At 61.4% G+C, this 23771-nt stretch carries 20 protein-coding genes; 18 read left to right on the forward strand and 2 right to left on the reverse strand.

Annotation, left to right across the window (positions count from 1 at the left end):
* Positions 1-17: 17 nt before the first annotated feature.
* The 3 genes from Q7J44_RS00340 (at position 18) to Q7J44_RS00350 (ending at position 1996) form a co-directional block, all read left to right on the forward strand.
* Positions 18-707: a glutathione S-transferase family protein gene (locus tag Q7J44_RS00340; RefSeq protein ID WP_304875913.1), complete on the forward strand. Its 690-nt coding sequence runs from the start codon at positions 18-20 to the stop codon at positions 705-707.
* Positions 707-1468: an SDR family NAD(P)-dependent oxidoreductase gene (locus tag Q7J44_RS00345; protein ID WP_304875914.1), complete on the forward strand. Its 762-nt coding sequence runs from the start codon at positions 707-709 to the stop codon at positions 1466-1468. The genes Q7J44_RS00340 and Q7J44_RS00345 overlap by 1 nt, the downstream gene beginning before the upstream one ends.
* A 234-nt stretch (positions 1469-1702) precedes the next feature.
* Positions 1703-1996 (forward strand): hypothetical protein, encoded by a 294-nt coding sequence (locus Q7J44_RS00350; protein WP_304875915.1) that lies wholly within the window; start codon positions 1703-1705, stop codon positions 1994-1996.
* A 335-nt stretch (positions 1997-2331) separates the two neighbouring features.
* Here the strand turns inward: Q7J44_RS00350 and Q7J44_RS00355 are convergent, their stop codons facing one another.
* The gene (locus Q7J44_RS00355) at positions 2332-3300 is read right to left on the reverse strand and encodes a nitrate ABC transporter substrate-binding protein (protein ID WP_304875916.1); all 969 of its coding nucleotides are present in this window, start codon (positions 3298-3300) and stop codon (positions 2332-2334) included.
* 545 nt (positions 3301-3845) lie between these two features.
* Between Q7J44_RS00355 and Q7J44_RS00360 the strand changes: the two genes are divergently transcribed.
* From Q7J44_RS00360 to Q7J44_RS00380, 5 genes are read left to right on the forward strand one after another with little or no spacing between them, the layout of a single operon-like run.
* Entirely contained in the window at positions 3846-5393 is a 1548-nt protein-coding gene (locus Q7J44_RS00360) for an ABC transporter substrate-binding protein (RefSeq protein ID WP_304875917.1), read from the forward strand.
* Positions 5394-5403: 10 nt separating this feature from the next.
* Positions 5404-6357, forward strand: a complete 954-nt coding sequence (locus Q7J44_RS00365; RefSeq protein WP_304875918.1) for an ABC transporter permease — start codon at positions 5404-5406, stop codon at positions 6355-6357.
* Positions 6354-8288, forward strand: a complete 1935-nt coding sequence (locus tag Q7J44_RS00370) for a dipeptide/oligopeptide/nickel ABC transporter permease/ATP-binding protein (protein WP_304875919.1) — start codon at positions 6354-6356, stop codon at positions 8286-8288. The genes Q7J44_RS00365 and Q7J44_RS00370 overlap by 4 nt, the downstream gene beginning before the upstream one ends.
* Positions 8285-9247, forward strand: a complete 963-nt coding sequence (locus Q7J44_RS00375) for an ABC transporter ATP-binding protein (protein WP_304875920.1) — start codon at positions 8285-8287, stop codon at positions 9245-9247. Before Q7J44_RS00370 ends, Q7J44_RS00375 begins: the two co-directional genes overlap by 4 nt.
* 12 nt (positions 9248-9259) lie before the next feature.
* Complete coding sequence (locus Q7J44_RS00380; RefSeq protein ID WP_304875921.1) at positions 9260-10072, forward strand: creatininase family protein; 813 nt, start codon at positions 9260-9262, stop codon at positions 10070-10072.
* A gap of 686 nt (positions 10073-10758) precedes the next feature.
* Here the strand turns inward: Q7J44_RS00380 and Q7J44_RS00385 are convergent.
* Entirely contained in the window at positions 10759-11676 is a 918-nt protein-coding gene (locus tag Q7J44_RS00385) for a LysR family transcriptional regulator (protein WP_304875922.1), read from the reverse strand.
* Between the two features lie 157 nt (positions 11677-11833).
* On the opposite strand from Q7J44_RS00385, the gene Q7J44_RS00390 reads away from it, so the two are divergent.
* The 10 genes from Q7J44_RS00390 to Q7J44_RS00435 all read left to right on the forward strand — a co-directional run bounded on the left by Q7J44_RS00390 (position 11834) and on the right by Q7J44_RS00435 (position 23706).
* Positions 11834-12766 carry a glyoxylate/hydroxypyruvate reductase A gene (locus Q7J44_RS00390; RefSeq protein ID WP_304875923.1) on the forward strand — a complete coding sequence of 311 codons (933 nt, stop codon included), beginning with the start codon at positions 11834-11836 and terminating at the stop codon, positions 12764-12766.
* Between the two features lie 434 nt (positions 12767-13200).
* Positions 13201-14250, forward strand: a complete 1050-nt coding sequence (locus tag Q7J44_RS00395; protein ID WP_304875924.1) for an ABC transporter substrate-binding protein — start codon at positions 13201-13203, stop codon at positions 14248-14250.
* A 19-nt stretch (positions 14251-14269) separates the two neighbouring features.
* Complete coding sequence (locus Q7J44_RS00400) at positions 14270-15382, forward strand: ABC transporter ATP-binding protein (protein WP_304875925.1); 1113 nt, start codon at positions 14270-14272, stop codon at positions 15380-15382.
* Positions 15379-16245: an ABC transporter permease gene (locus Q7J44_RS00405; protein WP_304875926.1), complete on the forward strand. Its 867-nt coding sequence runs from the start codon at positions 15379-15381 to the stop codon at positions 16243-16245. Before Q7J44_RS00400 ends, Q7J44_RS00405 begins: the two co-directional genes overlap by 4 nt.
* A 1-nt stretch (position 16246) precedes the next feature.
* Positions 16247-17038: an ABC transporter permease gene (locus Q7J44_RS00410; RefSeq protein ID WP_304875928.1), complete on the forward strand. Its 792-nt coding sequence runs from the start codon at positions 16247-16249 to the stop codon at positions 17036-17038.
* A gap of 31 nt (positions 17039-17069) precedes the next feature.
* The gene (locus Q7J44_RS00415) at positions 17070-17738 is read left to right on the forward strand and encodes an RraA family protein (protein WP_304875930.1); all 669 of its coding nucleotides are present in this window, start codon (positions 17070-17072) and stop codon (positions 17736-17738) included.
* Between the two features lie 77 nt (positions 17739-17815).
* Positions 17816-19498, forward strand: coding sequence for a gamma-glutamyltransferase (ggt, locus tag Q7J44_RS00420; RefSeq protein ID WP_304875931.1), 1683 nt, complete (start codon positions 17816-17818; stop codon positions 19496-19498).
* Between the two features lie 184 nt (positions 19499-19682).
* Positions 19683-21089, forward strand: a complete 1407-nt coding sequence (locus Q7J44_RS00425; RefSeq protein ID WP_304875933.1) for an NAD(P)/FAD-dependent oxidoreductase — start codon at positions 19683-19685, stop codon at positions 21087-21089.
* Positions 21086-22285: an NAD(P)/FAD-dependent oxidoreductase gene (locus tag Q7J44_RS00430; protein ID WP_304875935.1), complete on the forward strand. Its 1200-nt coding sequence runs from the start codon at positions 21086-21088 to the stop codon at positions 22283-22285. The genes Q7J44_RS00425 and Q7J44_RS00430 overlap by 4 nt, the downstream gene beginning before the upstream one ends.
* Entirely contained in the window at positions 22285-23706 is a 1422-nt protein-coding gene (locus Q7J44_RS00435) for an FGGY family carbohydrate kinase (protein WP_304875937.1), read from the forward strand. Before Q7J44_RS00430 ends, Q7J44_RS00435 begins: the two co-directional genes overlap by 1 nt.
* Positions 23707-23771: the final 65 nt, after the last annotated feature.

The raw sequence follows: 23771 nt of genomic DNA on the forward strand, positions 1-23771 counted from the left end.
CGCAAAGGACACGGCCCATGCTGAAGTTCTATTACAACGCCGCGCCCAACCCGTTGAAAGTGGCGCTGTTTCTGGAAGAATCTGGCCTGCCCTACAAAGGCATCGCCGTTGATACCAAACGCGGCCAGCAGCATGAGCCTGCTTTCCTTGCCATCAACCCCAATGCGAAGGTGCCGGTGATTGTCGATGGCGATGTGGTGGTCTTCGACAGCAACGCCATTCTGCTCTATCTGGCAGAAAAAACCGGGAGTTTCCTGCCGGAAAACACGCCAACCGCGCGCGGAGCTTTGTTGTCGTGGCTGATGTTCATTGCCAGCGGCGTCGGCCCTTTTTCGGGGCAGGCCGTCCATTTCCGCAACTTCGCGCCGGGCGACAACCCCTATGCCCGCAAGCGCTATGATTTCGAGGCGCGTCGCCACTGGCGCATCATCGATGACCGGCTGGCGCAGGGGCGCTACATATTGGGCGACCAGTACACCATTCTGGACATGGCGGTCTGGGGCTGGGCACCGCGCATCCCCTACATGCTTGGCGAAGGTGCCATGGATGATTTCGCCAACATCGCCCGCCTGATGGCCGAGCTTGACGCGCGTCCCGCCGCGCAAGCCGCGCTCACACTGAAGGACCGCCACGCGTTCAAGGTCGAGATGGATGAAGAGTCTCTGCGGTCCATGTATCCGCAGATCTTCGGGCCGGACCCGGTTTGATGCGCACCGCAATTGTCACCGGCGCAGGCTCGGGCATCGGGCGCGCGGTGGCCGCGCGCTTTGCCGCTGAAGGTATGGCCGTTCTCTGCGCCGACCTAAATGATGCGGCGGCACAGGTCGTCGCCGATGATCTGTCAGCCGCCGGGCATCACGTCCGCGCCATCCGGACCGACATCACGGACGAAGCTTCGGTGGCCGACATGGCCGCCTTTGCGATGGACTGGACCGGCCGCATCGACACTTGCATCGCCAACGCGGGCGCGATGATCGAAGGCGATATCCTGTCGCTGTCGCTGGACGACTGGAACCACGCGCTTATGGTCAATGCCACGGGGGCTTTCCTCACCGCGCGCGCCGTGCTGCCGCATCTGGTGATGCAGGCCGGCACGCTGGTCTTTACTGCCTCGACTGTCGGGCTGCTGGGAATGAAGGGGGTGGCGGCCTACTCGGCAGCCAAGGGAGCGGTCGTGGCGCTGACCCGCCAGCTTGCCGCCGATTTCGCCGCCCGCGGAGTGCGAGTGAACGCAGTGGCCCCGGGTGCCGTGCGCACCCCGCTGTCGGAATCGCAGTTCCGTGCCCGCGCCGCAGATGAGGCAGAATTTCAGGCCCTGTTGGCCCAAGTAATTGGGCGCTATCCGATCGCGCGCTGGGGCACTCCGCAAGAGATTGCTGAGGTGGTGCTGTTTCTGGCAACAGAGCGCTCGGCGTGGATGACCGGCCAAATTATTCCGGTTGATGGTGGCTTGTTGCAACTACGCTAAATGAGCCCATCTACCAATCGGATGATTGATCCTGACAACAGCAATTACTCTGTACGCCCCGCCGACGCATCATCGCGGTGCAGAAGCGGTGTACAGAGGGCTTGGGGGCAATCCGGCCATTTGATAGTGCCGCTTGGCTTGTCTTATGAGCTTCCCCAGTTCCCATGCGATGGCTTCGTCCTGCGTGACTTCCTCCAGCAAGATTATGGCAGTTGGCTGCAGGACCCGGTCCTGTTGGAACGGCTGGTCGGCGAGAAACTGAAGGCTGAAGCCGAGACCATCTCTGCCGGGGGTTGGAAGTGGATCGAAGTCGCCGTGGGCTTCCCCTACGGCCACACGATGGGCCTGCACGAGCTTTTGGGCACCATGGTCGATCTGACCAAGGAGGAGCGGGCCACGCGCGAAGCACTGCGAGACGAATATGACCGCCTGCAGGCTGAATACGCTGAGGCCGATGATCTTCCCGAAGAGATTGATCGGCGTCTGGCCGAGATCGAGCGCCCCTTGGCGCCTTCGACACCCGGCTGATGGTCTTCGATCCCGAACAGGTCGGCAGGGCTGGGGTCTTCTTCAGCATCGACAGCGACGGAAGCCCGCGCTGGCAAGGCAAGCCGCGCGAGCGCATAGAACACCGGAACCGCCAGTGCCACGGTAGAAAACGCCATCCAGACCGACGCGAACAATGAGGCCCAGGCCCCGGCGCGGGGCCGGAACACCCTTTGCCAAAAGTCAAAGCTGTATTCTGTCGGATAGCGCGCCGGGAAAAACCACTTTGTTGCAAAGGTCCACATCGCGGCCCTCGCAGGGCAAAGCCTTGGCGAACCATCCTGACCCTCAGAGCGCCCGCAAGAGCGTTTCAGAACTCAGCCCCGCATTGCGCTTGGATCAGAGGGAAAGATCTCTGTCAGGGTCAGGTCGCAGCCAATCAGTGCCTGCTCGCGCGATTGGCGAACGAAATCGCTTATCATGCCAGCGTTGGCCGACAGGCCACTGGCGGCCCATTTCGCCCCCAGTGCCGTATCCATCATCGCGATGTCCTGGATGATCCACGGAGTCGTTTCCGCATATTTGCGGCGTTTATCCAGCCACATCGCGAGCGACCCATCAAACAGATCACTCAAGGCCGAGGCAATCCACGGGTTTTCCATGGCAAAGCTCGCTTTCAGGCCAAGAATATGCATCCCCGGCACATAGCCGACACGATCAAAATAGGCGATCTCGGCGCTGCGGAAATCCGACAGCACATGGCGAAAGGCCGAGTCAGGGCGGAAAAATCCGGTCGGCATGAACGGGGTGAACACGGCATCAAGACTACCATCCAGCAGCGCCGCGATCATCGGCTGCTCTCCGGGCATCGCTTCAATCCGGCCCGGTCGGGCAAAGCGGCCCAGACGGTCGGTAATGGGGTGCGCCTCTGTCAGGCGGCCAGCATACCACATGACATCTTCAATCCCGACACCCAGATCCGCGAGCGCTGCCCGCGTCCAGGTATTGCCGCTGTCCTGCCAACCGGTGACACCAATCTTCTTGCCTGCCAGATCCTCCAGCCGGGTGATGGGGCTGGTCTTGGCCGTGATGATGCAGCGGTGGCGAAAGCCCCGCATCAGAAACTGCGGCACGCCCAGAACCGCAGTGCACCCAGCCGCCCGGTCCTGAACGTAGCGGCTAAAGGAAATTTCGGCCCCGTCGTAGGCGGTAGTCGTTGCCAGATCGTCGACCAGCGTGCCCACTCGCGTGATCTGCAGGTCAATTCTGGGGTCGCCCACATCGCCCAAAAGCAAGGGTGTCAGATAGTCCCAATCGCGGAGGGCAAGGCGAACTGTCGGTGCCATCAGATATGTCCGCTTCTGCATTTAGGGGCGACGCTGAACCCCTATCGTGCAGCCTGCTGGGCGCAGGCTGCACGATAGGGACGACAGGAGTATCAACACCTGACAGACATCCCCGCGTCCAATTGAAAATTCTTTTGTAAGTCGTAAAGATTTTTGATCGGTTGTCAGCGCCTGCCCTGGCACTCGGCCAGCCGGAACTTTGATCACATGTCCCTGGGCCGCCTGTTCAGGCACCACAAATCTGCATCGGCGACAACAGACCCACAGACGGGACTCGGCTCCTGCACCTTCAGGTTTACCGGCGACTGCACCGCAGCAGGTATGTTGCGCAACCGATTGTAAATTATGTAAAAAATGCAACGTCAAGATTGACCTTTACAGCATCGGAACAGACTGTTGGCGCCCGTCGGAAAATCGGAGCGGAAAAGAAATCTATCCACCATAAAAGATTTTTCGATTGGACATCCCCCCCTCACAAGGCTTCGATCCACCGCAAGACGAGGCACAAGCCCGCGACACCCCCATCCAACAGAGACGAGGTTTCCATGACACCTTCCCTTCCGATGAGCATGATGGCCACGCGCCGCAGCGTTTTGCTCAGCCTGGGCGCTGGCATCACCGCGATGGCATTGCCGCGCGGCACCTGGGCGCAAGCCACTGACGCCATCCTCAAGTTCGGACTTTCCACCTTCCCCCCCACGGTCAAGCCGTTCGACAATACCGGCGGGGCAGCAAACACTGTCAAACTGATGATCTACCGTGGGCTAATGGGATATGATGCGTCGGGGAAGCTGCTGCCCGAACTGGCAGAAAGCTATGAATGGCTTGAACCCACGGTTGCCGTGTTCAAGCTGCGGGCGAATGCCACGTTCCACAACGGCAAGCCGGTTACGGCGGCCGATGTGATCTTTTCCTTGAACGAAATCACCAAAGAAGGCTCCACCGCGTTTCTGAAAAGCGATCTGGCCATCATCTCAGCGGTGGAAGCGGTTGACGACAAGACGGTCAAGATCACCCTTTCTTCACCCAGCGCGATTTTCATGGATCTGATGGCCAGTTATTGCTGTCCGATCATTTCCGCCGAAAGCACCGATGGGAATGACATCGGCGCCGGTCCGTTTGTGATGAAATCCTCCGAAAAGGGCGTCTATATCGAGCTGGAGCGCTACGGGGCCTATTACGACGAAGGCGGGCCCAATTTCGGTGGCATCCGCTTTATCGCTTATGCCGATGAGAACCTGCGCTTTGCCGCTTTGGAGGCGGGAGACGTACATCTGATCGAATATCTGCCATGGACCCAGTTTGACGCTGTGGAAGCGTCGGACACGATGCAGATGAAAAGCACGCTAGGGCCGTATATGTTCCTGCTGTTCAATGTAACTCAAGGCCCGTTTGCCGATGCAAAGGTGCGTCAGGCGGTCGGCTATGCGATCGAACGGCAGGATGTGGTGGATGCGGCCTTTGCCGGTCGGGGCGTACCGCTTTTTGGCCTGCCCAATCCGCAAGGTTCGCCCTTTGATCTGGCCGACCCGGCGCATGAGTGGACCTATGACATTGAAAAGGCCAAGGCGTTGCTGGCCGAGGCGGGCTATCCGAATGGCTTCGACTGCCGCCTTCTGGCCACTGCGACCTATGGCATGCACCAGGACACCGCATCCGTGGTGCAAGCGTATCTGGCGATGATCGGCATCAACGCCACGCTGGATCTGCCCGATTGGGGCACACGTGTCACCGCGGGGAAGGAAGGCAAGTACGATCTGGCCGTGCATGGCACATCGGGCATCTACAACGACCCTGACTCGCTCTGGTCGCTGCTGTATTCGGGCAACCCGTCCTATCTGCAATCGTTTGGCTTCAAAAGCGCGCGGATTGACGGCCTGTTGGAGCAGGGCCGCACCGAAGTGGACACCGAAAAGCGCAAGGCTGTTTACCAGGATCTTGCCGCCGCCTATTTCGAGGAAGTGCCGCAAGTGCCGCTGAACTGGCGGGTTCAGGCCTATGCGATGAAAAAATCGGTCACCGGGTTCGAGGCACTGCCTGGCTTTCTGAACGGATCATCCGCCTACGCGCTTGACGAAACCCAACTGGGTTAAGGGGCGGCAGATGCTGGCATTCCTCCTGCGCCGTGTGGCGGCGGCGATCGTGATGCTGCTGGTCGTGGGCACGATCATCTTTTCTCTTCTGGTGATCGTGCCCGGTGACCCGGCAGAGCTGTTGCTGTCGACGGGTGGCGGCAGTGCCACGCAGGAGGCGATCCAGAATCTGCGCAACGAGATGGGGCTGGATAAGCCCATTCTTGCCCAGTACTTCAGTTTTCTGATCAATACGGCGCAGTTCGAGTTCGGCACATCCATTGTCGATGGCTCGTCCATCGCGGATGCCATTGCGCTGCGCCTGCCCCGCACTCTGGAGATCATCGGCGTAGGAGCGGTCCTCGCGCTGATTGTGGCGATACCGGTGGGCACGTTGGCGGGCTTGCGCGGTGGTGGGCGTTTCGATGTTGTCGCCTCGGGGGTAAACGCGCTCTTTACCTCGATCCCGGGTTTCGTAGTCGGCACGCTGTTCATCTACTTTTTCGCGCAGGTGCTGCGGGTGCTGCCCGCCGGGGGCTATATCGCCTTTTCCGAAGACCCTGCGCAGCATCTGCAAATGCTGGTGCTGCCTGCAACCACTGTAGCACTGCATCTGGCGACGATCATCTTTCGGATGACGCGGGCAAGCGTGCTGGAAATGCGCGGGCATGACTGGGTGCGCACCGCCACAGCAAAGGGCCTGCGCCGCAGTCTGGTGGTACGCCGCCATATCCTGCGCAACGCGTTGGGGCCGGTGATAACCGTTGTCGGCCTGCAGCTCGGGATTCTGCTGGGATCAACCGTGCTGATCGAGTTTGTCTATAACTGGCCCGGACTGAGCGGAATGCTGGTCACAGCGGTCGAGCAACGCGATTATCCGACGGTTCGCGCCATCATCCTGACGGTCGCCGCGATCTTTATCGCGATCAATCTGGTGATCGACATCCTGTATTCCTTGCTGGACCCGAGGATTCGCCTGAAATGACCGCAATCCCTGTCCCGCAAAAGACCCGCCTGCTGTCTGCCATTCCCCGACGCATGATCCTGCCCAGCATTCTGCTGGCGGCGCTGATCCTCATTCCCTTTGCCGCTCCGCTGATCACTGGCGCAGATCCGGTACAGATCTCGGTTCGTGACCGGCTGGCGCTGCCAAGCTGGGAGCATTGGCTGGGGCAGGATGAATTCGGGCGCGACCGGCTGGCACGGGTGCTGTATGGCGGGCAGGTATCGCTTACCGTGGCCTTTGTGGCCACCACGTTGGCCTGCATCTTTGGCACGCTGCTGGGTCTGATTGGCGCTTATTTCCGCGGGCCTTTTGAATTTATCACCACGCGCCTGTCGGATGTGGTGCTGTGCTTTCCGCCGATCTTGCTGGCGCTGCTGGTGGTGACACTGTTCGGCCCCGGTGCGGGAACGTTGGTGGCGGTGCTGTCCGTGCTGTACTTTCCGTCCTTTGCCCGGATCGCCTTTTCCGAGGCGCTGCGCGTCTCGTCGCTGGACTTTGTCGAGGCGTCGCGCGCCTTGGGCACACCGTCGCACCGGATTGTGCTGGGCACCATTCTGCCCAACATCGCTGGTCCGCTATCGGTGCAATATTCGCTGACCGCCGCCGCCGCGATCACCATCGAAAGCGGGCTATCCTTTCTTGGGCTGGGTGTGGTGCCGCCTGCCCCGTCCTGGGGCCAGATGATCCGGGGCGCGCGGCAGTTCATGAATCAGGATCCGCTGGGCATCCTGATCCCCTGCGTGGCGCTGATATTGACCATCTACGCCATCAACTTCTTCTGCGACCGTCTGCGCGATACATTGGACCCTAAGGGAGCATTGGGCGGTGGCAAGGATGAAACCTCGGTGCCGGTTGCTGCGCGCGTTGCCCCGCCGGATGAGACGGCAGATGTGGTCGCCTCGATCCGCGATCTGCGGTTGCAACTGATCCGCCCCGGCGGGCCGGTCGATGTGATCCAGGATGTGTCACTGACATTGCGGGCCAACCAATGTACAGCCCTTGTGGGCGAAAGCGGTTCGGGAAAATCGCTGTCTTCGCTCGCCCTGATGGGCCTGTTGCCCGGTGCGATCCACCAGGCCGGCGGGGCACTGCGCCTGCGCCGAAAATCAGGCCAGATGGTGGATCTGGGTACTCTGACAGCCAAGGCGTTGGAAGATGTGCGCGGCAATGATGTGGCGATGATCTTTCAGGAGCCGATGACCTCGCTGAACCCGATCCACAAGATTGGTACCCAGATGGTCGAGGCGATCCTGTCACACCGCCCGATGCCCTATGCTGACGCCCGTACCCGCGCCATCGACCTGCTGGAGCTGGTCGGCATCAACGAACCGGCCCGTCGGTTTGACGGCTACCCGCATGAGATGTCGGGCGGCATGCGCCAGCGGGTGATGATCGCCATGGCGTTGACCTGCGAGCCGCGCCTGTTGATCGCGGACGAACCCACCACCGCGCTGGATGTGACCATTCAGGCCGAGATCATCGAATTGCTGCAACGCCTGCGTACCGAATATGCAGATGGTCTGAGCCTGCTGTTCATCAGCCACAACCTTGGCATCGTGTCCGAAATTGCGGACCGCGTGGCGGTGATGTATTCGGGTCAGGTGGTCGAGGAAGGCCCCGTGTCGCAGGTGCTGAACACCCCGCACCACCCCTATACAGTAGCTTTGCTGGAAAGCATGCCCTCGTCCCATGAAGAGCTGCACTCGGCGCGGGGTGACCGGCTGCGGGCGATCAGCGGCACCCCGCCTCTGCCGGATGCCCGCCCCTCGGGCTGTGCCTTTCGCGACCGCTGCCCGATTGCGATCCCGTCCTGTGCTGATGCCCCGCCGCCTCTGTTCAACAGCGCCGATGGGGACCGTCAGGTGCGGTGCTTCCGGGCACCCGAAGCTGGATTGGAGGCCGCCCGATGACCCCGCTGCTGGAGGTTGAGAACCTGAGCAAAAGCTATCCCGTCGGCCGCAAGGGGCTGTTCGGCAAGCGGATGATGCAGGTCTTGCGCGAGGTCAGCCTTTCGGTGCAGCCCGGCGAGGTTCTGGGGCTGGTCGGGGAAAGCGGATCGGGCAAAAGCACCATCGGCAAGGCAGTGCTGCGCCTGATCGAGGCGGATAGCGGCACGGTCCGGTTTGACGGACAGGATCTTTCCACTATCTCTCACGCCGATCTGCGTCGCCTTCGCAAGGATATGCAGATCATCTTTCAGGACCCTTACGCCAGTCTTGATCCGCGCAAGACCATTCGCGCCGTGTTGTCCGAAGCTTTGGACACCCACAAGCTGCACATGGGCACCGCCCGCGCCGATAGACTGACCGAACTGATGACCATGGTGGGTCTGAGCCCGGCGTTTCTTGACCGCCGCCCGCATGAGTTTTCCGGCGGCCAGCGACAGCGCATCGGCATTGCCCGCGCTTTGGCGGTCGAGCCGAAATTCATCGTCTGTGACGAGGCGGTCTCGGCGCTGGATGTATCGATTCAGGCACAGGTGCTGAACTTGCTGGCCGATTTGCGCGCCATGACCGGAATCTCGTTGCTGTTCATCAGCCACGATCTGTCGGTGGTGCGCTACATCTCGGACCGAGTGATGGTGCTGTATCTGGGCAAGGTGATGGAGGTCGGGCCGGCGGACCAGATCCATTTTGCGCCCAGACACCCCTATACCGCCGCGCTGATTTCGGCGGAGCCTAGCCTCAAACATGAAAGCAATCGCATCCGGCTGACGGGTGAGATTCCTTCGCCGCTCACGCCACCCTCTGGCTGCGTGTTCCGCAGCCGCTGCCCCTATGCGCTGCCTGCTTGCGCCGAAACCGTGCCGCCCCTGCGCGACATTGGCGAAGACCGGCTAAAAGCCTGCATCCGCGACGACATTCTTTAAGGAAATACACTGATGATGACCGACAAGATCAAGATCGCCGAACTGACCAGCGAAGAAGCGCGTCAGTATCTGAACAAGGATGCCGTGATCCTGCTGCCGATGGGCTCGCTGGAGGATCAGGGCACGCACGCGCCGATGGGCGACTATCTGGCTGCCGAATGTGTGGCGCTGGACATCGCCCGCGCCGCGCGTGCCGAAGGCGTCCCGACGTTCATCGCCCCGGTAATCCCGTTTGGCGGGGCCGATTATTTCGGTTCTTCGCACGGTGGCATTGCCATCAGTCAGGCCACACTTTCCGCTTTGCTGGACGACATGTTTGCCAGCCTCGCGCGGCATGGTCTGACCAAGATTCTTGTCATTAACGGGCATGGGGGCAATGTCGGGCCCATCAATGATGTGTCGCTGAAGTGGCGGCAAAAAAACGGGATGTTCGTGGCGTCGATGTATCTTTGGCAGATCAGCTATGAGCTGCTCAAAGACATTCTCGGTCCCGAACAGGCGGCGAAATCCTCGGGGCACGGCGGCGACCCGCTGACCTCGATCGGGTTGCATTACTACCCGGAGATCCTGCGCCTCGATTTGCGTCAGGCCCCCCCGAACGGCCAGAAGGCCATGGGCTTAGAGGTGGCCGGGTTTGCCGCGATCAAATACGACGGCGCACGCCTGCAAGCCCCCATCGAAGCGATTGAAAGCGCGCCGCACGGCGTGTGGGGCGGCGATCCTGTGCACTGCTCGGCCGAAACTGGCAAGGCCCTGACCGACCGCCTCGTCAAAATCGGTGCCGGCTTCATCCGTGATCACGTCTCCAAAGGCTTTGCGGCCTGACGCGTCCTCAAAAGGCAGGGCGGCACGTGTGCCGCCCCTGACGGCATCGCAAAGAAGAGGGACATAAACCTGTACTCGGATTTCCTGAGCGCCTTGCGCAAAGCCAGTTTCGAAGGGGATCTGTCCGAACCACCAGCCCCCGCGCCAAGGGATTGCCCATTGGTTCCGGTGCCGCCACCGCGCGGGCGCGGAACGATTTGGCCAAAACGGGGGACTGTCAGCAGCCGGGCAATGCATTGCAGATCCGCCGTGTCGCGTGGACCAGAATGCGGCGCTTGCACCTTATGGCTTGGTCTTTTGCGCCAGAGCGTTCCACCTCGTCCCGTGCCACCATTGGCAGCATGATTTCCACCGATGCCCGTGATCAGGGGGCGTGCATGTCTGGCAAGACCAGTGATCACGTTTTGTTTAAGCGTTACGGTCAACCTGCCAAAGATTGGCTGTTGCGGGATGGCGGGCACCTGGGGGCATGAGGTGCGGAATCAGACGGTCTCATCGAAGACCTTTGCGCAAAACTGGGCCGGGCATGTCACCCGCACAGTTCAGACCGATCTGGCCACGGGCTTTTCTTGCCGCTGTCAGACGGCTCTGCGCGCAGGCGTTCAGAACACCCGTCCGATCGCGCTGCTCAAAACCTGTCTTTCTGCCCGCTGACAGTCGGCTTTCAGAAGCTGCACGACCCATGGTCAGTGCGGCAGAAAGGTTACATAGCGTGGATGCGCGGCCGCCCATTCCTCGGCGGCCTGCCGGGCCAGTTGGAAAATCTGCTCGGTCTGCACCTTGCGCGCCTTGTTGACGTGAACGCAGCGGATGTCCAACGGGGCCAATCGCACCGTCGTCGGGATCTCGACCAGCATGCCGGTTGCGATGTCATTTTCCAGCGCAGCCAGTGGCACTGCAGACGCGCCGTAGCCGCAACGGACCATATCGCAGATCGTGGCGAGAGAGTTGCCGGTGTGGCGGGCGCTTGGCCGCCGGCGCGTTTCCTCAATCAGCTCTGCCACCGGGCCGAACAACGGCGAGGTGTGCGGATATAGCACCAGAGGAAGTTCGCGCAGCTCATCCGGCGTCAGGGGTCGCAGGATTTCCCCCACTACATCGGGCCGGGCCGCCCAGCCGACATGGTACAGCACCGAAAAGCTATTTGGAATTTGCGGCAAGCCCGCTTCGCCTGTCACAAAAGCCATATCGAGCGCACCCGATTTGACCAGCGGGCGCAGATCGATGTTTCCCCCGGCATAGAAATCTACGAGCGGGGCATCGGGCATGGCGGCGATCTTGCGCCGCAACGTGACACCCCATGTCTGGCTGACCATTGCAACCAGACCAATCGAATAACGTTTTTTTTGCTTGGCCTTCAACCGGCTGGTCAGCGTCTCGCTCAGGTTCAGGAAATTTTCAGCATATTCGGCGACTTCGTGCCCCTGTTCCGTCAGGGTAAATTCGGATTGCGAGCGATCGATCAGCTGCACGCCGAAGCTTTCTTCCAGGCCGGAAATACGAGCAGAAACAGCCGGTTGCGTAAGGCCGATGTGATCGGCCACGCGTTGATAGCTTTGCAGGCGGGTCAGCCAGTAAAAGGCTTCAAGCTGTTTGAAGTTCATGTGGAAGGTCTATCGGGCATGGCGATGATTTTCACATAAAAACTTTCTATGGACCAGACCAGAATTTTTGCTTTGACGCTGCCGTGCCGCGTGGGCTGAATAAAGATAGCCCCCAAGCGCCACTCTGCACACGCGCTACAACGCCCAAGGATACCTGATGAGCATTGCCGTTTCCCTGCCCGCCAACGACAAGACCGAATGGTGGTGCAAGATGCTTCGCGATCTGATGCCGGATTGGGATATCTATCCCATCAATCAGGTGCCCGATCCCGACGCCATTACCTATTCGGTGGTCTGGCGGCCAGCCACCGGGGCCATGACGCCGTTCCGCAATCTGAAGGCCATCGTGTCGCTGGGCGCGGGGATCGACCATGTGCTCGCGGACAAGGAGCTGCCTCAGGATGTGCCGATCATCCGCACCGTGGGTACCGACCTGACACAACGGATGAAGGAATACATCGCGCTGCATGTTCTGCGCCACCACCGGGAGCTGCCGCAGATCCAGGCCAATCAGGCTGCCCACCTCTGGGATCAGATCATCGTGCCCCCCGCCCCCGAGCGGCGTGTCGGGGTTATGGGTCTGGGAAATCTTGGGGCCGCCGCCGCGCAGTTGCTGGCACAGATCGGCTTCAACGTGGTGGGATGGTCGCGCTCTGCCAAGATCATCGAAGGCGTCACAACATATTCGGGCGACGAGGCTTTTGGCGCGTTTCTCGAAGGCACCGAAATTCTTGTCTGCCTTCTGCCACTGACCGAAAGCACATTGGGCATTCTGAACGCTGACACCTTCAACAGGCTCAAGCGCGGGGCGTGTGTCATCAACGCCGCACGTGGTTCCCACATGGTAGACAGCGATCTGATTGATGCGCTGGGTTCGGGGCAGATCTCTGGGGCGACGCTGGATGTTTTTCATGTCGAACCACTGCCAAAGGATCATCCGTTCTGGGACCATCCGCGCATCACGGTGACCCCGCATGTCGCCTCGATGATCGACGCGCCGACCGGCAGCAAGATCGTCGCCAAAAATATCCGCGCCTTTGAGGACGCGGGTACTGTTGCCGATCTTGCGGACGCAAAGCGGGGCTACTAGGCGTACCAGCCTGCAGCGACCAGCAGCACCCATCAAAATCACCCTCCCCACCTCCGGCCCCTTTCTGGGGCCGGCTTCCTGCATTTGACGCAAAACATTAACCAAACTTCATATAAATTTCAAAGTATTACATATTTCTCCTCATGGCCCCATCCAAAGTTTCTTTGATGCGCTTGTTAAAAAAATTCGATTGGACATCGCGGATGGAAAACCGTTGCATCAGGGGATCAACCGGGCCGTCCAAAGCCTGCAGAAATCGCTATTTGCCCCGAAATGCGGCCGGGGGCACGTGATCCGCCCGACCTTCGCCAACGCACGGTCAGCCACCGCAAGGGGCCTGTTTCGTGCTGCGCCTTTGACTGCCTGGGCAGTCGTCGCTCGAAACGGCACCTCCGTTCCCGGAGAGCCTTCATCCAACAGGAGCCTGCTTTAACATGACATCACGCCTTCTTTGCGCCCTCGCGGCCACGAGCCTGCTGGCCAGCGCAGCCCACGCGCAGTCAACCGAGGTATCGGGCGAAATCACGCTGTCGGCCTATTCCGGCATCTTTCAGGACAAATACACCGAGGCGGTCATCAAACCGTTTCAAGAGAAATTTCCGGATGTCACGGTGAACTACTTTGCGTCAAACGCGTCGTCGGTGATGCTGGGCAACCTGCGGTCGCAGGCCAGTGATGTGCAGACCGATGTTGTGATCTTTGACGTGTCGACCGCGCTTATCGGCAACAAGGAAGAGCTGCTTGCACCGCTTTCGGTGGCCGACATTCCGAACCTGGCCGATCTGCTGCCGCAGGCGACCGTGCAAGAAGGTTTTGGTCCGGCCGTTACCTTTGACAACCTCGTGCTGGTCTACAACACCGAGGCCATCTCCACCAAACCGGACTCGCTTTCCGTGCTGTGGGATCCGCAATACGCGGGCAAACTGGCCGTGACCTCGATGCCCTCGATCCTTGGCTCTGGCCTGATGGTGATGACCTCGGCGATGCTGGGCGAAGACTATACACAGTCGGTAGAGCAATCATCTGCCAAGCTGGCCGAACTGGCACCTGCCGTGCAGACCTTTGACCCCAAGCCGGATTCCTACACGCTGGTCATCAACGGTACTGTTGCACTGGCGACGGGCTGGAATGCCCGCGCGCAATACTATGCCGATGAGTCTGCGGGCAAACTGGACGTTGTTCTGCCCAAGGAAGGCACCATCCTGCAGATCAATACAATCAACCTGATCAAAGGCGCCAAGAACGAGGCGGCTGCCAAGGCGTTCATCAACTACGCCCTGTCGCCCGAAGCTCAGGCCGCCTTTACCGAAGCGATGTTCTATGCCCCGGTCAACGCAAAGGCAGTGGTCAGCCCGGAGGCCACCGCGCGCACTGTAGCTGGTCAGCTGGAGCAGATCCTGCCGCTCGACTGGGGCTGGGCTGCCACCAAGTCCGAAGAGTGGAACCAGATCTGGAAGCGCCAGATCATCTCGGCCGGCAACTGACAGCGAAACGGACGGACCCATGAACCTGCGCCCCTCCCCCTTGGCTGACACCGCTCCGCCGCATATCCGCATTGACCGGCTGACCTTTGACTATGGCGGTGCCCGGCCGGCGGTGGACGCTTTGTCATTCGATATTGCCAAAGGCGAGTTCATTGGACTTCTCGGTCCGTCCGGCTGCGGCAAATCCACTACCCTGCGCATGTTCGCAGGGTTGCTGGCCCCCACCTCGGGCCAGATCATGATCGGCGGGCAGGATATCGTGTCGCGCCCACCGTGGGAGCGCAATCTGGGTCTGGTTTTCCAGTCCTACGCCCTGTTCCCCCACATGACCGTTGAACAGAACGTGGCGTTCGGGCTGCGGCTGCGCAAGGTCAGCAAAGAAGGCCAGCGCGCCCGGGTTGCCGAAGCCCTGCGCGCCGTCCGGCTGGACAGCTATGGCAGCCGCTGGCCGTCAGAGCTGTCCGGCGGCCAGCAGCAACGAGTCGCCATCGCCCGCGCCATCGTGATCGAGCCAGAGATCCTGCTGCTTGACGAGCCGCTGTCAAACCTTGATGCCCGTCTGCGCGACGAGATGCGGTTTGAAATCCGCGACATCCAGACGCGCACCGGCATCACCACCTTGTTCGTCACCCATGACCAGCAAGAAGCCCTGACAATGTGCGACCGGATTGCCGTGATGAATGCGGGCAGGCTGGAGCAGATCGGCACCCCGACCGACGTGTATGATCGCGCAGCAACCCCGTTCGTTGCAAACTTCATCGGGCGGGCGAATAATCTTTCGTCCAAACTTTCCCTCGTTGGGGGCCAGCCTGTCCTGACGTGCGACGGGCAGACACTGCCGCAACCGCTTCCTGCCGATGTGCCCGAAAACAGTGTCACCGGAAACAGTGTCGCCGCGATGGTGCGCCCCCATGCTATCCGTCTGATGCCACCTGCGCCTGAGGGAGTTTCCGGCACGGTCATGCGTCGCGTCTTCGTCGGCAGCATGATCGAGACCGAGATCAGGCTTGATGGCGGTCAGACCCTGATTGCCGAACTGCGCCCGAACAGCGCAGATGCCGCACTGTCCAACATTGGTGCGCGTGTCACGCTGGACTGGCAGGCCAGCGACATGCGTCTGTTTGCATCATGAGCGCCCTTGCCACAGATGGCCGCACGCGCCTGACGCCATGGCTGCTGCTTGCACCGGTGCTGCTGGTGCTGCTGGTGTCGTTCATCGCGCCGATCCTGTGGCTGTTCCGCATGTCGCTGAACGAGTCTGATTTCGGCGCGATCATCCCTGCTGTCAGTCTGGGCACCTATATCAAGATCCTCAACGACACCTACTATCTGGATCTGCTTGGGCGAACTCTGCGCCTGGCCGTCACATGTTCGCTGGTGGCGCTGGCGATGGCCTATCCGATGGCCCTGTTTCTGTCGCGGATGACATCGCGCTGGCGGACGCCGCTGACGGTGCTGGCGGCATCGCCGCTGCTGATTTCGGCGGTGGTGCGGTCGTTCGGCTGGATGATCACCCTTGGCGACGACGGGCTGTTAAACAACCTGCTGCTTGGCGTCGGGCTGATCGCCGCACCGCTGCGGATCGTCAACAATTACTTTGGCGTCGTCATCGGCCTGTCGGAAAGCATCATGCCCTTTATGTTTCTGACCATCATGGCAGGCTTGGGCAAGCTGGACCGCCGGCTGGACGATGCCGCCATGTCGCTGGGCGCGCCGCCCCATATCGTCTTTCTGCGCATCATCTTGCCGCTAAGCCTGCCCGCCATCGTGGCAGGACTGACCATCGGTTTTGTACTGTCGGTATCGTCCTTCATCACACCAACGCTGCTGGGAGGCGGGCGCGTGTTCCTGCTGGCAACCGAGGTTTATGACCTTGCGCTGATGTCGCTCGACTGGCCGACCGCCGCTGCGCTGTCATTCCTGATGTTGGGACTGTTTCTGGTGGCCATGCTCGTGACCGCACTGCTGGTTCGCCTGATGACAAGGACACGCTGACATGACCAGATTGCTTTCCATTCTTGGCCGGGCCTACGTGATAGCCATCTTCGGCTTTATCTTCCTGCCGATGCTGATCATTCTGATAATCTCGTTCAGCGCCGACAGCTATCTGTCTTTCCCGCCCTCGGGCTGGAGCCTGAAGTGGTACAGTACCGTTCTGGGCAACACGACCTTCATGGCCGGGCTGAAAAACAGCGCTATCATCGCGCTGATCGTGGCAGTGCTCAGCCTGCTGCTGGGCCTGCCCGCAGCTTATGCTCTGGTGCGGATGGAATTTCCGGGCCGCACGCTGATCCGCAACCTGATTCTGGCACCGCTGGTGCTGCCCGCGATGATGTTGGGGCTGGGCCTGTTGATGGTGTTCACCCCCGCTGGGCTGGTGGCGACCTATCCGGGGCTGGTGCTGGCGCATCTGGTGATGACGCTGCCGTTTTCGGTGCGCATTCTTCAAACCACCCTGTCCAATCTGGGCACGGATCTGGAAGAGGCCGCCATGACGCTGGGTGCGCGTCCGCTGCAGACCTTTCTGCTGATCACACTGCCCCGGCTGATGCCCGGCGTCATCGCCTCCAGCGCCATTGCCGCGATCCTGTCGTTTGACGAAATCGTGCTGTCGCTGTTCATCGTCGGCCCGCGCCTGCAAACCCTGCCGGTCGCGATCTATCGCTATGTCGATGAACGGACAGACCCGATGGTCGCTGTTCTGGCGGTGCTGCTGATCGCGATCTCGCTGGCCATCGTGCTGGTCGTAGAACGCAGCGTCGGCTTTGCCAAAGCCTTCGGGCGCTGAATTTCCTGTCTTAACCATCGAAAGACCTGACATGACCTACAAGATCAAACCAATGCCCGCGCAGATTCCGGCGGAACATCTGAGCCTTTTGGCGCAATGCGAAACCGCGACGCTCGGCCATTGGCGGCAGTTCGGCTTTCTCAGCCGCAAGATCCAACCGCTGATCCCGCGCCGCCGCGTTGTCGGTACTGCGGTGACCATCGCCATTCCCGGCCCGGATTCCACCCTGCTGCATCACCTGCTCAGCCTGATCAGGCCCGGTGATTTCGTGATTGTCGACCGCCTGCATGATGACCGCTACGCATGTTGGGGCGGCGGCGTGACCGTGGGTGCCAAAGCGGCTGGCGCGGTTGGTGCAGTTGTCGATGGCCCCTGCACGGATCTGGAAGAGATCGAGGCATCAGATTTTCCGATGTGGTGCCGGGGCATCTCTCCGATCACCACCCGCATTTACGATCTGGGCGGGGCGATCAACGTGGCGGTTTCTGTCGGCAACACCGTTGTGATGCCGGGCGACGCGGTGCTGGCGGATGAAAGCGGCGTTGTCGTGCTGTCCCCGGACGAGGTGGAAGCCGAGGCCCGCAAAGCGATCGAAACTCAGATCAGGGGCAAAGATCGCGAGGCCAGCGTACGCGATACCGGCGTCAAGCTGGGCGATCTGTCTGGAGCTTCTGCCAAAGTTCTCGCAAAGCTGGCCTGATCCATGCACTTGTTCTGGCCGGGGCCCATGGATCCCGGCCATGCCCCAGCACGTATCGCACCAACCAGAGAGCCATCATGACACGCCCGCGCCTCCCCTTCGTTTGCGAAAAATCACCCGCCAGCGGCAGCGGTGGCGTCGTGGTGACCAACCATCCGCTTGGATCGGCAGCCGGGGCGGAAATGCTCGCCGCCGGGGGCAATGCGATTGACGCCGCCGTGGCAGCCCTGTTGGCCTTGACGGTAGTAGAGCCGATGATGGTGGGCATTGCGGGCGGCGGGCTGTCCCATATCCGCCTGGCCGATGGGCAGCATCTGGTGATCGATGCGCTGTCATCAGCAGCGGCGTCGATGCACCCCGAAATCTATCAGCCGGTTTCAGACGATCCGGCGCAATACATGGATGCCAAAGACAATCGCAACCTGAGCGGGGCGTCGGCCGTTGCAGTTCCGGGAAACCTTGCGGGCTGGTGCAGCATGCACAGGCGCTTTGGCAAGCTGTCCTTCACGGATGTGGTAGAACCTGCGATCCGGCTCGCCGAACGCGGTTTTGTGGTCACGCATTATCTGGCAGGCGCTATCAAGGAGTCCGAGGCGGAACTGGGCCGCGACCCCGAAATGGCGCGGCTGGTGCTGCGCGACGGCGCGGCCCTTAACCCCGGCGACCGGATGGCAATGGGCGACTACGCGCAAAGCCTGCGACTGATCCAGCAGGAGGGTGCAGCCGCCTTGCACGGTGGCGCGCTGGGGGCCGCGCTGGCGGCACGCATGAAAACCGGCGGGCCTGATGCGGGCTGGGTCACGTTGGATGATCTGCGCACCTACTGCCCCGTTGACCGCGCGCCGATCATCGGCACTTACCGTGGGTTCCAGATCGCAGGCCCGCCGCCCCCCGCGTCTTCCGGGGTTCATGTGACCCAGATGCTCAACATGCTCGAAGGATACGACGTTGCGGCTATGGGCGTCGGCACGACCGAAGGCCTGCACCTGCTGGCCGAGGTTATCCGCATCGCATTTGCAGACCGCCGCGCCTTTTCCGGCGATCCGGACTTTGTGGATGTGCCGGTGGGGCGACTGACCTCAAAAACCTATGCCGCCGAGTGCCGCGCGCAGATCCGCAGCAGTGCAGGCCACCCAGATCCCTTTGCTCGGGGTCGCGAAAGTCAGGACACAACCCATATCACCGTTGCTGACCGCGATGGCAACATTGTCACCGCCACCCACACCATCAACGGGCTGTTCGGGGCGCGGTTCGTGGTGCCGGAGACCGGGATCATACCGAACAATTACATGTCAAACTTTGATCCGCGCCCCGGCAAAGCACTGTCCATCGTACCGGGAAAACGGGTGCCCACTTCCATGGCCCCGATGATGGTTCTGCAAGATGGCAAACCCGTGTTTGCATTGGGCCTGCCGGGTGGGTTGCGCATCTTTCCGTCGGCAATGCAGGCCATTGTCAATCTGATAGACCATCGCATGACCCTGCAAGAGGCCGTCGAGGCCCCACGGATCTGGACCCAGGGCCAGGAGGTGGAGCTGGAAGAAGGTTACGCCCCACAAAAGCCCGCTCTTGAAGCGTTGGGTCACAAGGTTAAGGTTGTCCCGCATATTGGTGGGGGTATGAATGCTATTGCATTTGACGACACCCAGACAGGGGCTGCCTGCTGGCGCGCCGATGGGACAGTTCTTGCTCTCGGTGGCGGCCTCGCCCGCCCCGGCGTCCGCTTTTGGCCCGACAAGGCACCCGCTGATGCTACTTAACACCCTCCCGGCGCGCAAACCTAGACCCAGCTTGTCTGGACGCGCAGCCGCCGCCCGGTGATGACACCTGCAAGTCGTTGGGGTCGCTCTGTCAGCATGCTGTCGGAGGCAACGGCGTCAAGGCGCGCTACAACAATAACAGCGACTTCGTTAGTTGCCCCGGCGAGTTCTGATTGGAAAGCACATGCCTTTGCCCCTCGCCAAACCCAAAGTGCCACGCTTTGATGTGGCGATCATCGGGGCCGGGGTCGTGGGCTGCGCGGTGGCACGCCGCTTTGCCCGTGAGGGTGCCAAGGTCGTGGTGATCGAAAAAGGGGCAGATATTCTGTCGGGGGCCTCCAAAGCCAACAGCGCAATCCTGCACACAGGATTTGACGCGCCACCCGGAAGTCTTGAGCTGGATCTGATCAAGGCGGGAAGGGCGGAATATCTGGACATCCATGGCGCACTTGGGCTGTCAATTGTGGAAACCGGCGCTTTGGTCTGTGCCTGGGCCGATCACGAGGGGGCGCAGTTGGAGTCCATTGCGGTACAGGCACATGAGAACGGCATATCCGAGGTGCACCTTCTGACCGGACCTCAGGCAAGGCAGGCGGTTCCCGGCCTGTCGAAAGCCCTGCTCGCCGCAGTCGACATAAAGGGCGAACATGTGATCGACCCGTGGTCTGCGCCGCTGGCCTATCTGACCGAGGCGGTGGCCCTTGGCACCGAGTTCCGCCGCAATACAGAGCTGCTATCCGGCAGCTTTTCGGGTGACTGGCATTTGCAGACCAGCCAGGGCGACATTCACGCCGCATCAGTCGTCAATGCCGCAGGGCTTTTCGGGGATGAGATCAACGCACGGCTGGGCCTGCCTGTGGATTTCAACATCAGGCCCCGCAAGGGACAGTTCGTCGTGCTCGACAAGGCGGCCGCTGTTCACGTACCGAAAATCCTGCTGCCGGTTCCGAACGAGATCACCAAGGGCATCGTCATCTGCCCCACGGCTTTTGGCAATGTGCTGGTTGGTCCCACCGCCGAAGAGCAGGGGGACCGCGATCGCGCCACCGTAGAGACAGCAACGTTGGAGATGTTGAAGGCGCATGGGGAGAGACTGGTACCGTCTCTTGCCGGTATCGAGGTGACGGCGGTATACGCCGGTCTGCGCCCCGGCACCGAAAAGAAGCACTACCGCGTCTCCAGCGACCCAAAAAGCCGCGCGATTGTGCTGGGCGGCATCCGGTCCACCGGACTGAGCGCGGCATTGGGGTTGGCTCAACATGCGGTTCGGTTGCATGCGGCATTTGCACAGCCGTTTCTCAAGCCAGCCGAAATTCCCCCCGTCACAGTGCCGAACCTGACCGAAACCCGCCCCCGCGACTGGCAGCAACCCGGCCATGGCGAAATCCTGTGTCACTGCGAGATGGTCACCCGGCGGGAGGTCGAGACTTGCCTGACCTCGCCCGTGCCGCCCGGCGATTTTGGCGGCCTGCGGCGTCGCACCCGCGCCGGGATGGGGCGGTGTCAGGGCTTTTACTGTCAGGGCCGACTGGCCGAGATTTCCGCCGGACACTTGGCTTGTCCCCTGTCCTGCGAGGGGGCCGCGGAATGACCGTGGATGTGGCCATCGTCGGCGGCGGACCTGCGGGCGTAGCGGCGGCGTTGGAGTTGCGGCACCACGGGCATTCGGTGATCATTCTGGAGCGCGAAGCATGTCTGGGCGGCGCCACCCGGCATTGCAGTCACTCTCCCTTTGGTATGCGTGAGTTCGGCCGCATTTACCTGGGTGCCGCCTATGGTCAAAGGCTGCAAAACGACGCCGCCCGCGCCGGGGTCGACCTGCGCTATCACCAGTCAGTGACGCGGATCGGACCGGGTGGCCAATTGGAAATCGCCAATCCCGACGGCCTGACATCGCTGACGGCGCGCCGTATCCTGATCGCAACAGGCGCGCGGGAAAAGCCGCGTTCCGCCCGGATGCTGCCGGGAGACCGCCCGGTCGGGGTCATCACCACCGGGACGTTGCAGGCGATGATCGCATTCCAGCACAAGATCCCTTTCCGACGCCCGCTGATCCTGGGATCGGAACTGGTGACACTATCGGCCGTTATGACCTGCCGCAGCAACGGCATTTACCCCGTCGCCGTGATTGAAACCCGGCCTTTCCCCTTGGTCTGTGCCCCCCTGTCGTGGTTTCCGGGCCTTTTGGGCATTCCCTTTCACACCGGGACACAGGTGCTGGACATCATCGGCAAGGGCCGGGTTGAGGCAGTCCGCATTCTCCGAGCCGGACAGGAACAGGTCATCGCTTGCGACGGCCTGCTTCTGACCGGGCACTTCACCCCAGAGGCTTCGCTTCTGCAGATGTCCGGTCTTGCGCTCTGCCCAGATACGGCTGGACCCGTGATTGATCAGACCGGGCGTCTGGCGGCCGGACTTTACGCGGCGGGCAATCTGCTAAGGCCGGTCGAAACGTGCGGCTGGGCTTACCGCGAAGGGCGCTGCATCGGTCAGACCATCGCTGCGGATTTGCAGCGAGGCACAGCAACTGCAACAGTCCGCGTCACCCATGACGCGCCCTTGCGCTATGTCGTGCCCCAGTTTTTGCAGCGTGGTATGGCAGGTATGCAGCATTTCCAACTGCGTGTCACGCGCCCGGTCGTCGGGGAAATCGCCCTGGAGCTGGATGGTCGCGCGGTGTTCCGCCTGCAAAACCGCTGGATGCCGGAACGCCGCATCCTTGTGCCAATCCCGAAACAGGCCATGCAGGCGGCCCATGTCCATTTCTCATTCCGGGAGTCTGACTGATGCGGGTCGCCGCCATTGACCAAGGCACCACGTCGACCCGTGCGCTGGTGATTGACGCACACGGCAACTGGCAGATCGCAGCCAGCCTCCGGCATGCTCAGCACCACCCGCAGCCGGGCTGGGTTGAACATGACGCCGAAGAAATGATCCGCAACATCCGCGCCTGTCTCAAGGCGACGGGTGATGTCGATGCGATCGGTCTGGCCAATCAGGGTGAAAGTTGCCTTGCATGGCATGCAGAGACCAAAGCGCCTCTGTCGCCGGTGATCGTGTGGCAGGATGCCCGCACGCAGGGCACCCTTTCCGTGCGGCCAGCAGCTGATGCCCAACGGTCGAAAGCGATTTGTGGTCTGCCGCTGGACCCCTATTTCTCGGCATCGAAACTGGCGTGGCTGCGGCAGAATCTGGCCACTGTGCGCGCTGCAGAAGCAAAGGGAACCCTGCGGCTTGGCACAACCGACGCTTTCTTTCTGGACCGGCTGGCGGGGGTGTTCGCCACGGATTGCGCCACCGCCTCGCGCACCGGATTGATGAATCTGGCAACGCAGGAATGGAGCGCCGAACTTTGCGCCCTGCACGGCGTACCAATCGAATGCCTGCCGCCGATCCGGGCGGTGGACGCCGGTTTTGGCACGATTGGCGGCGTGCCGGTCCGGGCCTCAATCGTTGACCAGCAGGCAGCGCTTTACGGCCACAACGCGCGCCTGCCCGGAGATTGCAAGATCACCTTTGGTACCGGGGCCTTTCTTCTGGCGCTGACAGGGACCGAGCGGCCGATGGTCGAAGGCCTGTTACCGACACTGGCGTGGAAGCGTCAGGGCCAGCCCGCCCTGTTTGCGGTTGAAGGTGGCGTCTACGACGCAGGCTCTGCGCTGGAATGGGCCCGCCGGATCGGGCTTTTCTCGACCCTTGACGAGCTTGGCACCTTTCACGGGCCGTCTGCCATATCGCGCGGGTTGGTCTTTGTGCCAGCCCTGTCCGGTCTTGCCGCCCCCCACTGGGATCGCTTAGCGGCCCCCCTGTTCATTGGCATGGACCACACCACCGACCGTCGCGACATGGTCCGCGCGGTTCTGGAGGGGATCGCCCTTTTGACGGTTGACCTGATCGAGGAAGCCAGTGGCACCGTCAGCTTGGGCGCGACGATCTCTATCGACGGGGGTGTGTCGCAAAGCGCCTATTTCGCCCAATTCCTCGCCTCGGCTGCGGGACGTGCGATCAGCGTGGCACCGATGCACGAACTGACCGCACTGGGTCTGGCCGAACTGTGCGGTCAGGATATAAGCGGGGTGCGGATGGGCGGTCAGACCTTCATGCCAGATGCTTCTGTGTCCGATGCGGACCACCGTACTTTTGCCATGGCCCTAGCGCGCACAAGGGAGTGGCGTCGCTGCCCCCCCGAAAACAGCGAACCAGGCTGATACCTCGGGGTTGGCAAGCGTCGTGGACACGGCTGCGACGCTGACGAGTATGTCTGTGTGAAGCC

The organism is Pseudotabrizicola sp. (assembly GCF_030656345.1).
Classification (GTDB): Bacteria; Pseudomonadota; Alphaproteobacteria; order Rhodobacterales; family Rhodobacteraceae; genus Pseudotabrizicola.

What these genes read in the sequence shown, in the direction of transcription:
- Q7J44_RS00340 (WP_304875913.1), top strand. Translation starts at nt 18, where the DNA reads ATGCTGAAGTTCTATTACAACGCCGCGCCCAACCCGTTGAAAGTGGCG.
- Q7J44_RS00380 (WP_304875921.1), top strand. Translation starts at nt 9,260, where the DNA reads ATGATGACCGACAAGATCAAGATCGCCGAACTGACCAGCGAAGAAGCG.
- Q7J44_RS00345 (WP_304875914.1), top strand. Translation starts at nt 707, where the DNA reads ATGCGCACCGCAATTGTCACCGGCGCAGGCTCGGGCATCGGGCGCGCG.
- Q7J44_RS00410 (WP_304875928.1), top strand. Translation starts at nt 16,247, where the DNA reads ATGACCAGATTGCTTTCCATTCTTGGCCGGGCCTACGTGATAGCCATC.
- Q7J44_RS00395 (WP_304875924.1), top strand. Translation starts at nt 13,201, where the DNA reads ATGACATCACGCCTTCTTTGCGCCCTCGCGGCCACGAGCCTGCTGGCC.
- Q7J44_RS00360 (WP_304875917.1), top strand. Translation starts at nt 3,846, where the DNA reads ATGACACCTTCCCTTCCGATGAGCATGATGGCCACGCGCCGCAGCGTT.
- Q7J44_RS00435 (WP_304875937.1), top strand. Translation starts at nt 22,285, where the DNA reads ATGCGGGTCGCCGCCATTGACCAAGGCACCACGTCGACCCGTGCGCTG.
- Q7J44_RS00430 (WP_304875935.1), top strand. Translation starts at nt 21,086, where the DNA reads ATGACCGTGGATGTGGCCATCGTCGGCGGCGGACCTGCGGGCGTAGCG.
- ggt (WP_304875931.1), top strand. Translation starts at nt 17,816, where the DNA reads ATGACACGCCCGCGCCTCCCCTTCGTTTGCGAAAAATCACCCGCCAGC.
- Q7J44_RS00355 (WP_304875916.1), bottom strand. Translation starts at nt 3,300, where the DNA reads ATGGCACCGACAGTTCGCCTTGCCCTCCGCGATTGGGACTATCTGACA.
- Q7J44_RS00370 (WP_304875919.1), top strand. Translation starts at nt 6,354, where the DNA reads ATGACCGCAATCCCTGTCCCGCAAAAGACCCGCCTGCTGTCTGCCATT.
- Q7J44_RS00405 (WP_304875926.1), top strand. Translation starts at nt 15,379, where the DNA reads ATGAGCGCCCTTGCCACAGATGGCCGCACGCGCCTGACGCCATGGCTG.
- Q7J44_RS00415 (WP_304875930.1), top strand. Translation starts at nt 17,070, where the DNA reads ATGACCTACAAGATCAAACCAATGCCCGCGCAGATTCCGGCGGAACAT.
- Q7J44_RS00365 (WP_304875918.1), top strand. Translation starts at nt 5,404, where the DNA reads ATGCTGGCATTCCTCCTGCGCCGTGTGGCGGCGGCGATCGTGATGCTG.
- Q7J44_RS00425 (WP_304875933.1), top strand. Translation starts at nt 19,683, where the DNA reads ATGCCTTTGCCCCTCGCCAAACCCAAAGTGCCACGCTTTGATGTGGCG.
- Q7J44_RS00390 (WP_304875923.1), top strand. Translation starts at nt 11,834, where the DNA reads ATGAGCATTGCCGTTTCCCTGCCCGCCAACGACAAGACCGAATGGTGG.
- Q7J44_RS00385 (WP_304875922.1), bottom strand. Translation starts at nt 11,676, where the DNA reads ATGAACTTCAAACAGCTTGAAGCCTTTTACTGGCTGACCCGCCTGCAA.
- Q7J44_RS00400 (WP_304875925.1), top strand. Translation starts at nt 14,270, where the DNA reads ATGAACCTGCGCCCCTCCCCCTTGGCTGACACCGCTCCGCCGCATATC.
- Q7J44_RS00375 (WP_304875920.1), top strand. Translation starts at nt 8,285, where the DNA reads ATGACCCCGCTGCTGGAGGTTGAGAACCTGAGCAAAAGCTATCCCGTC.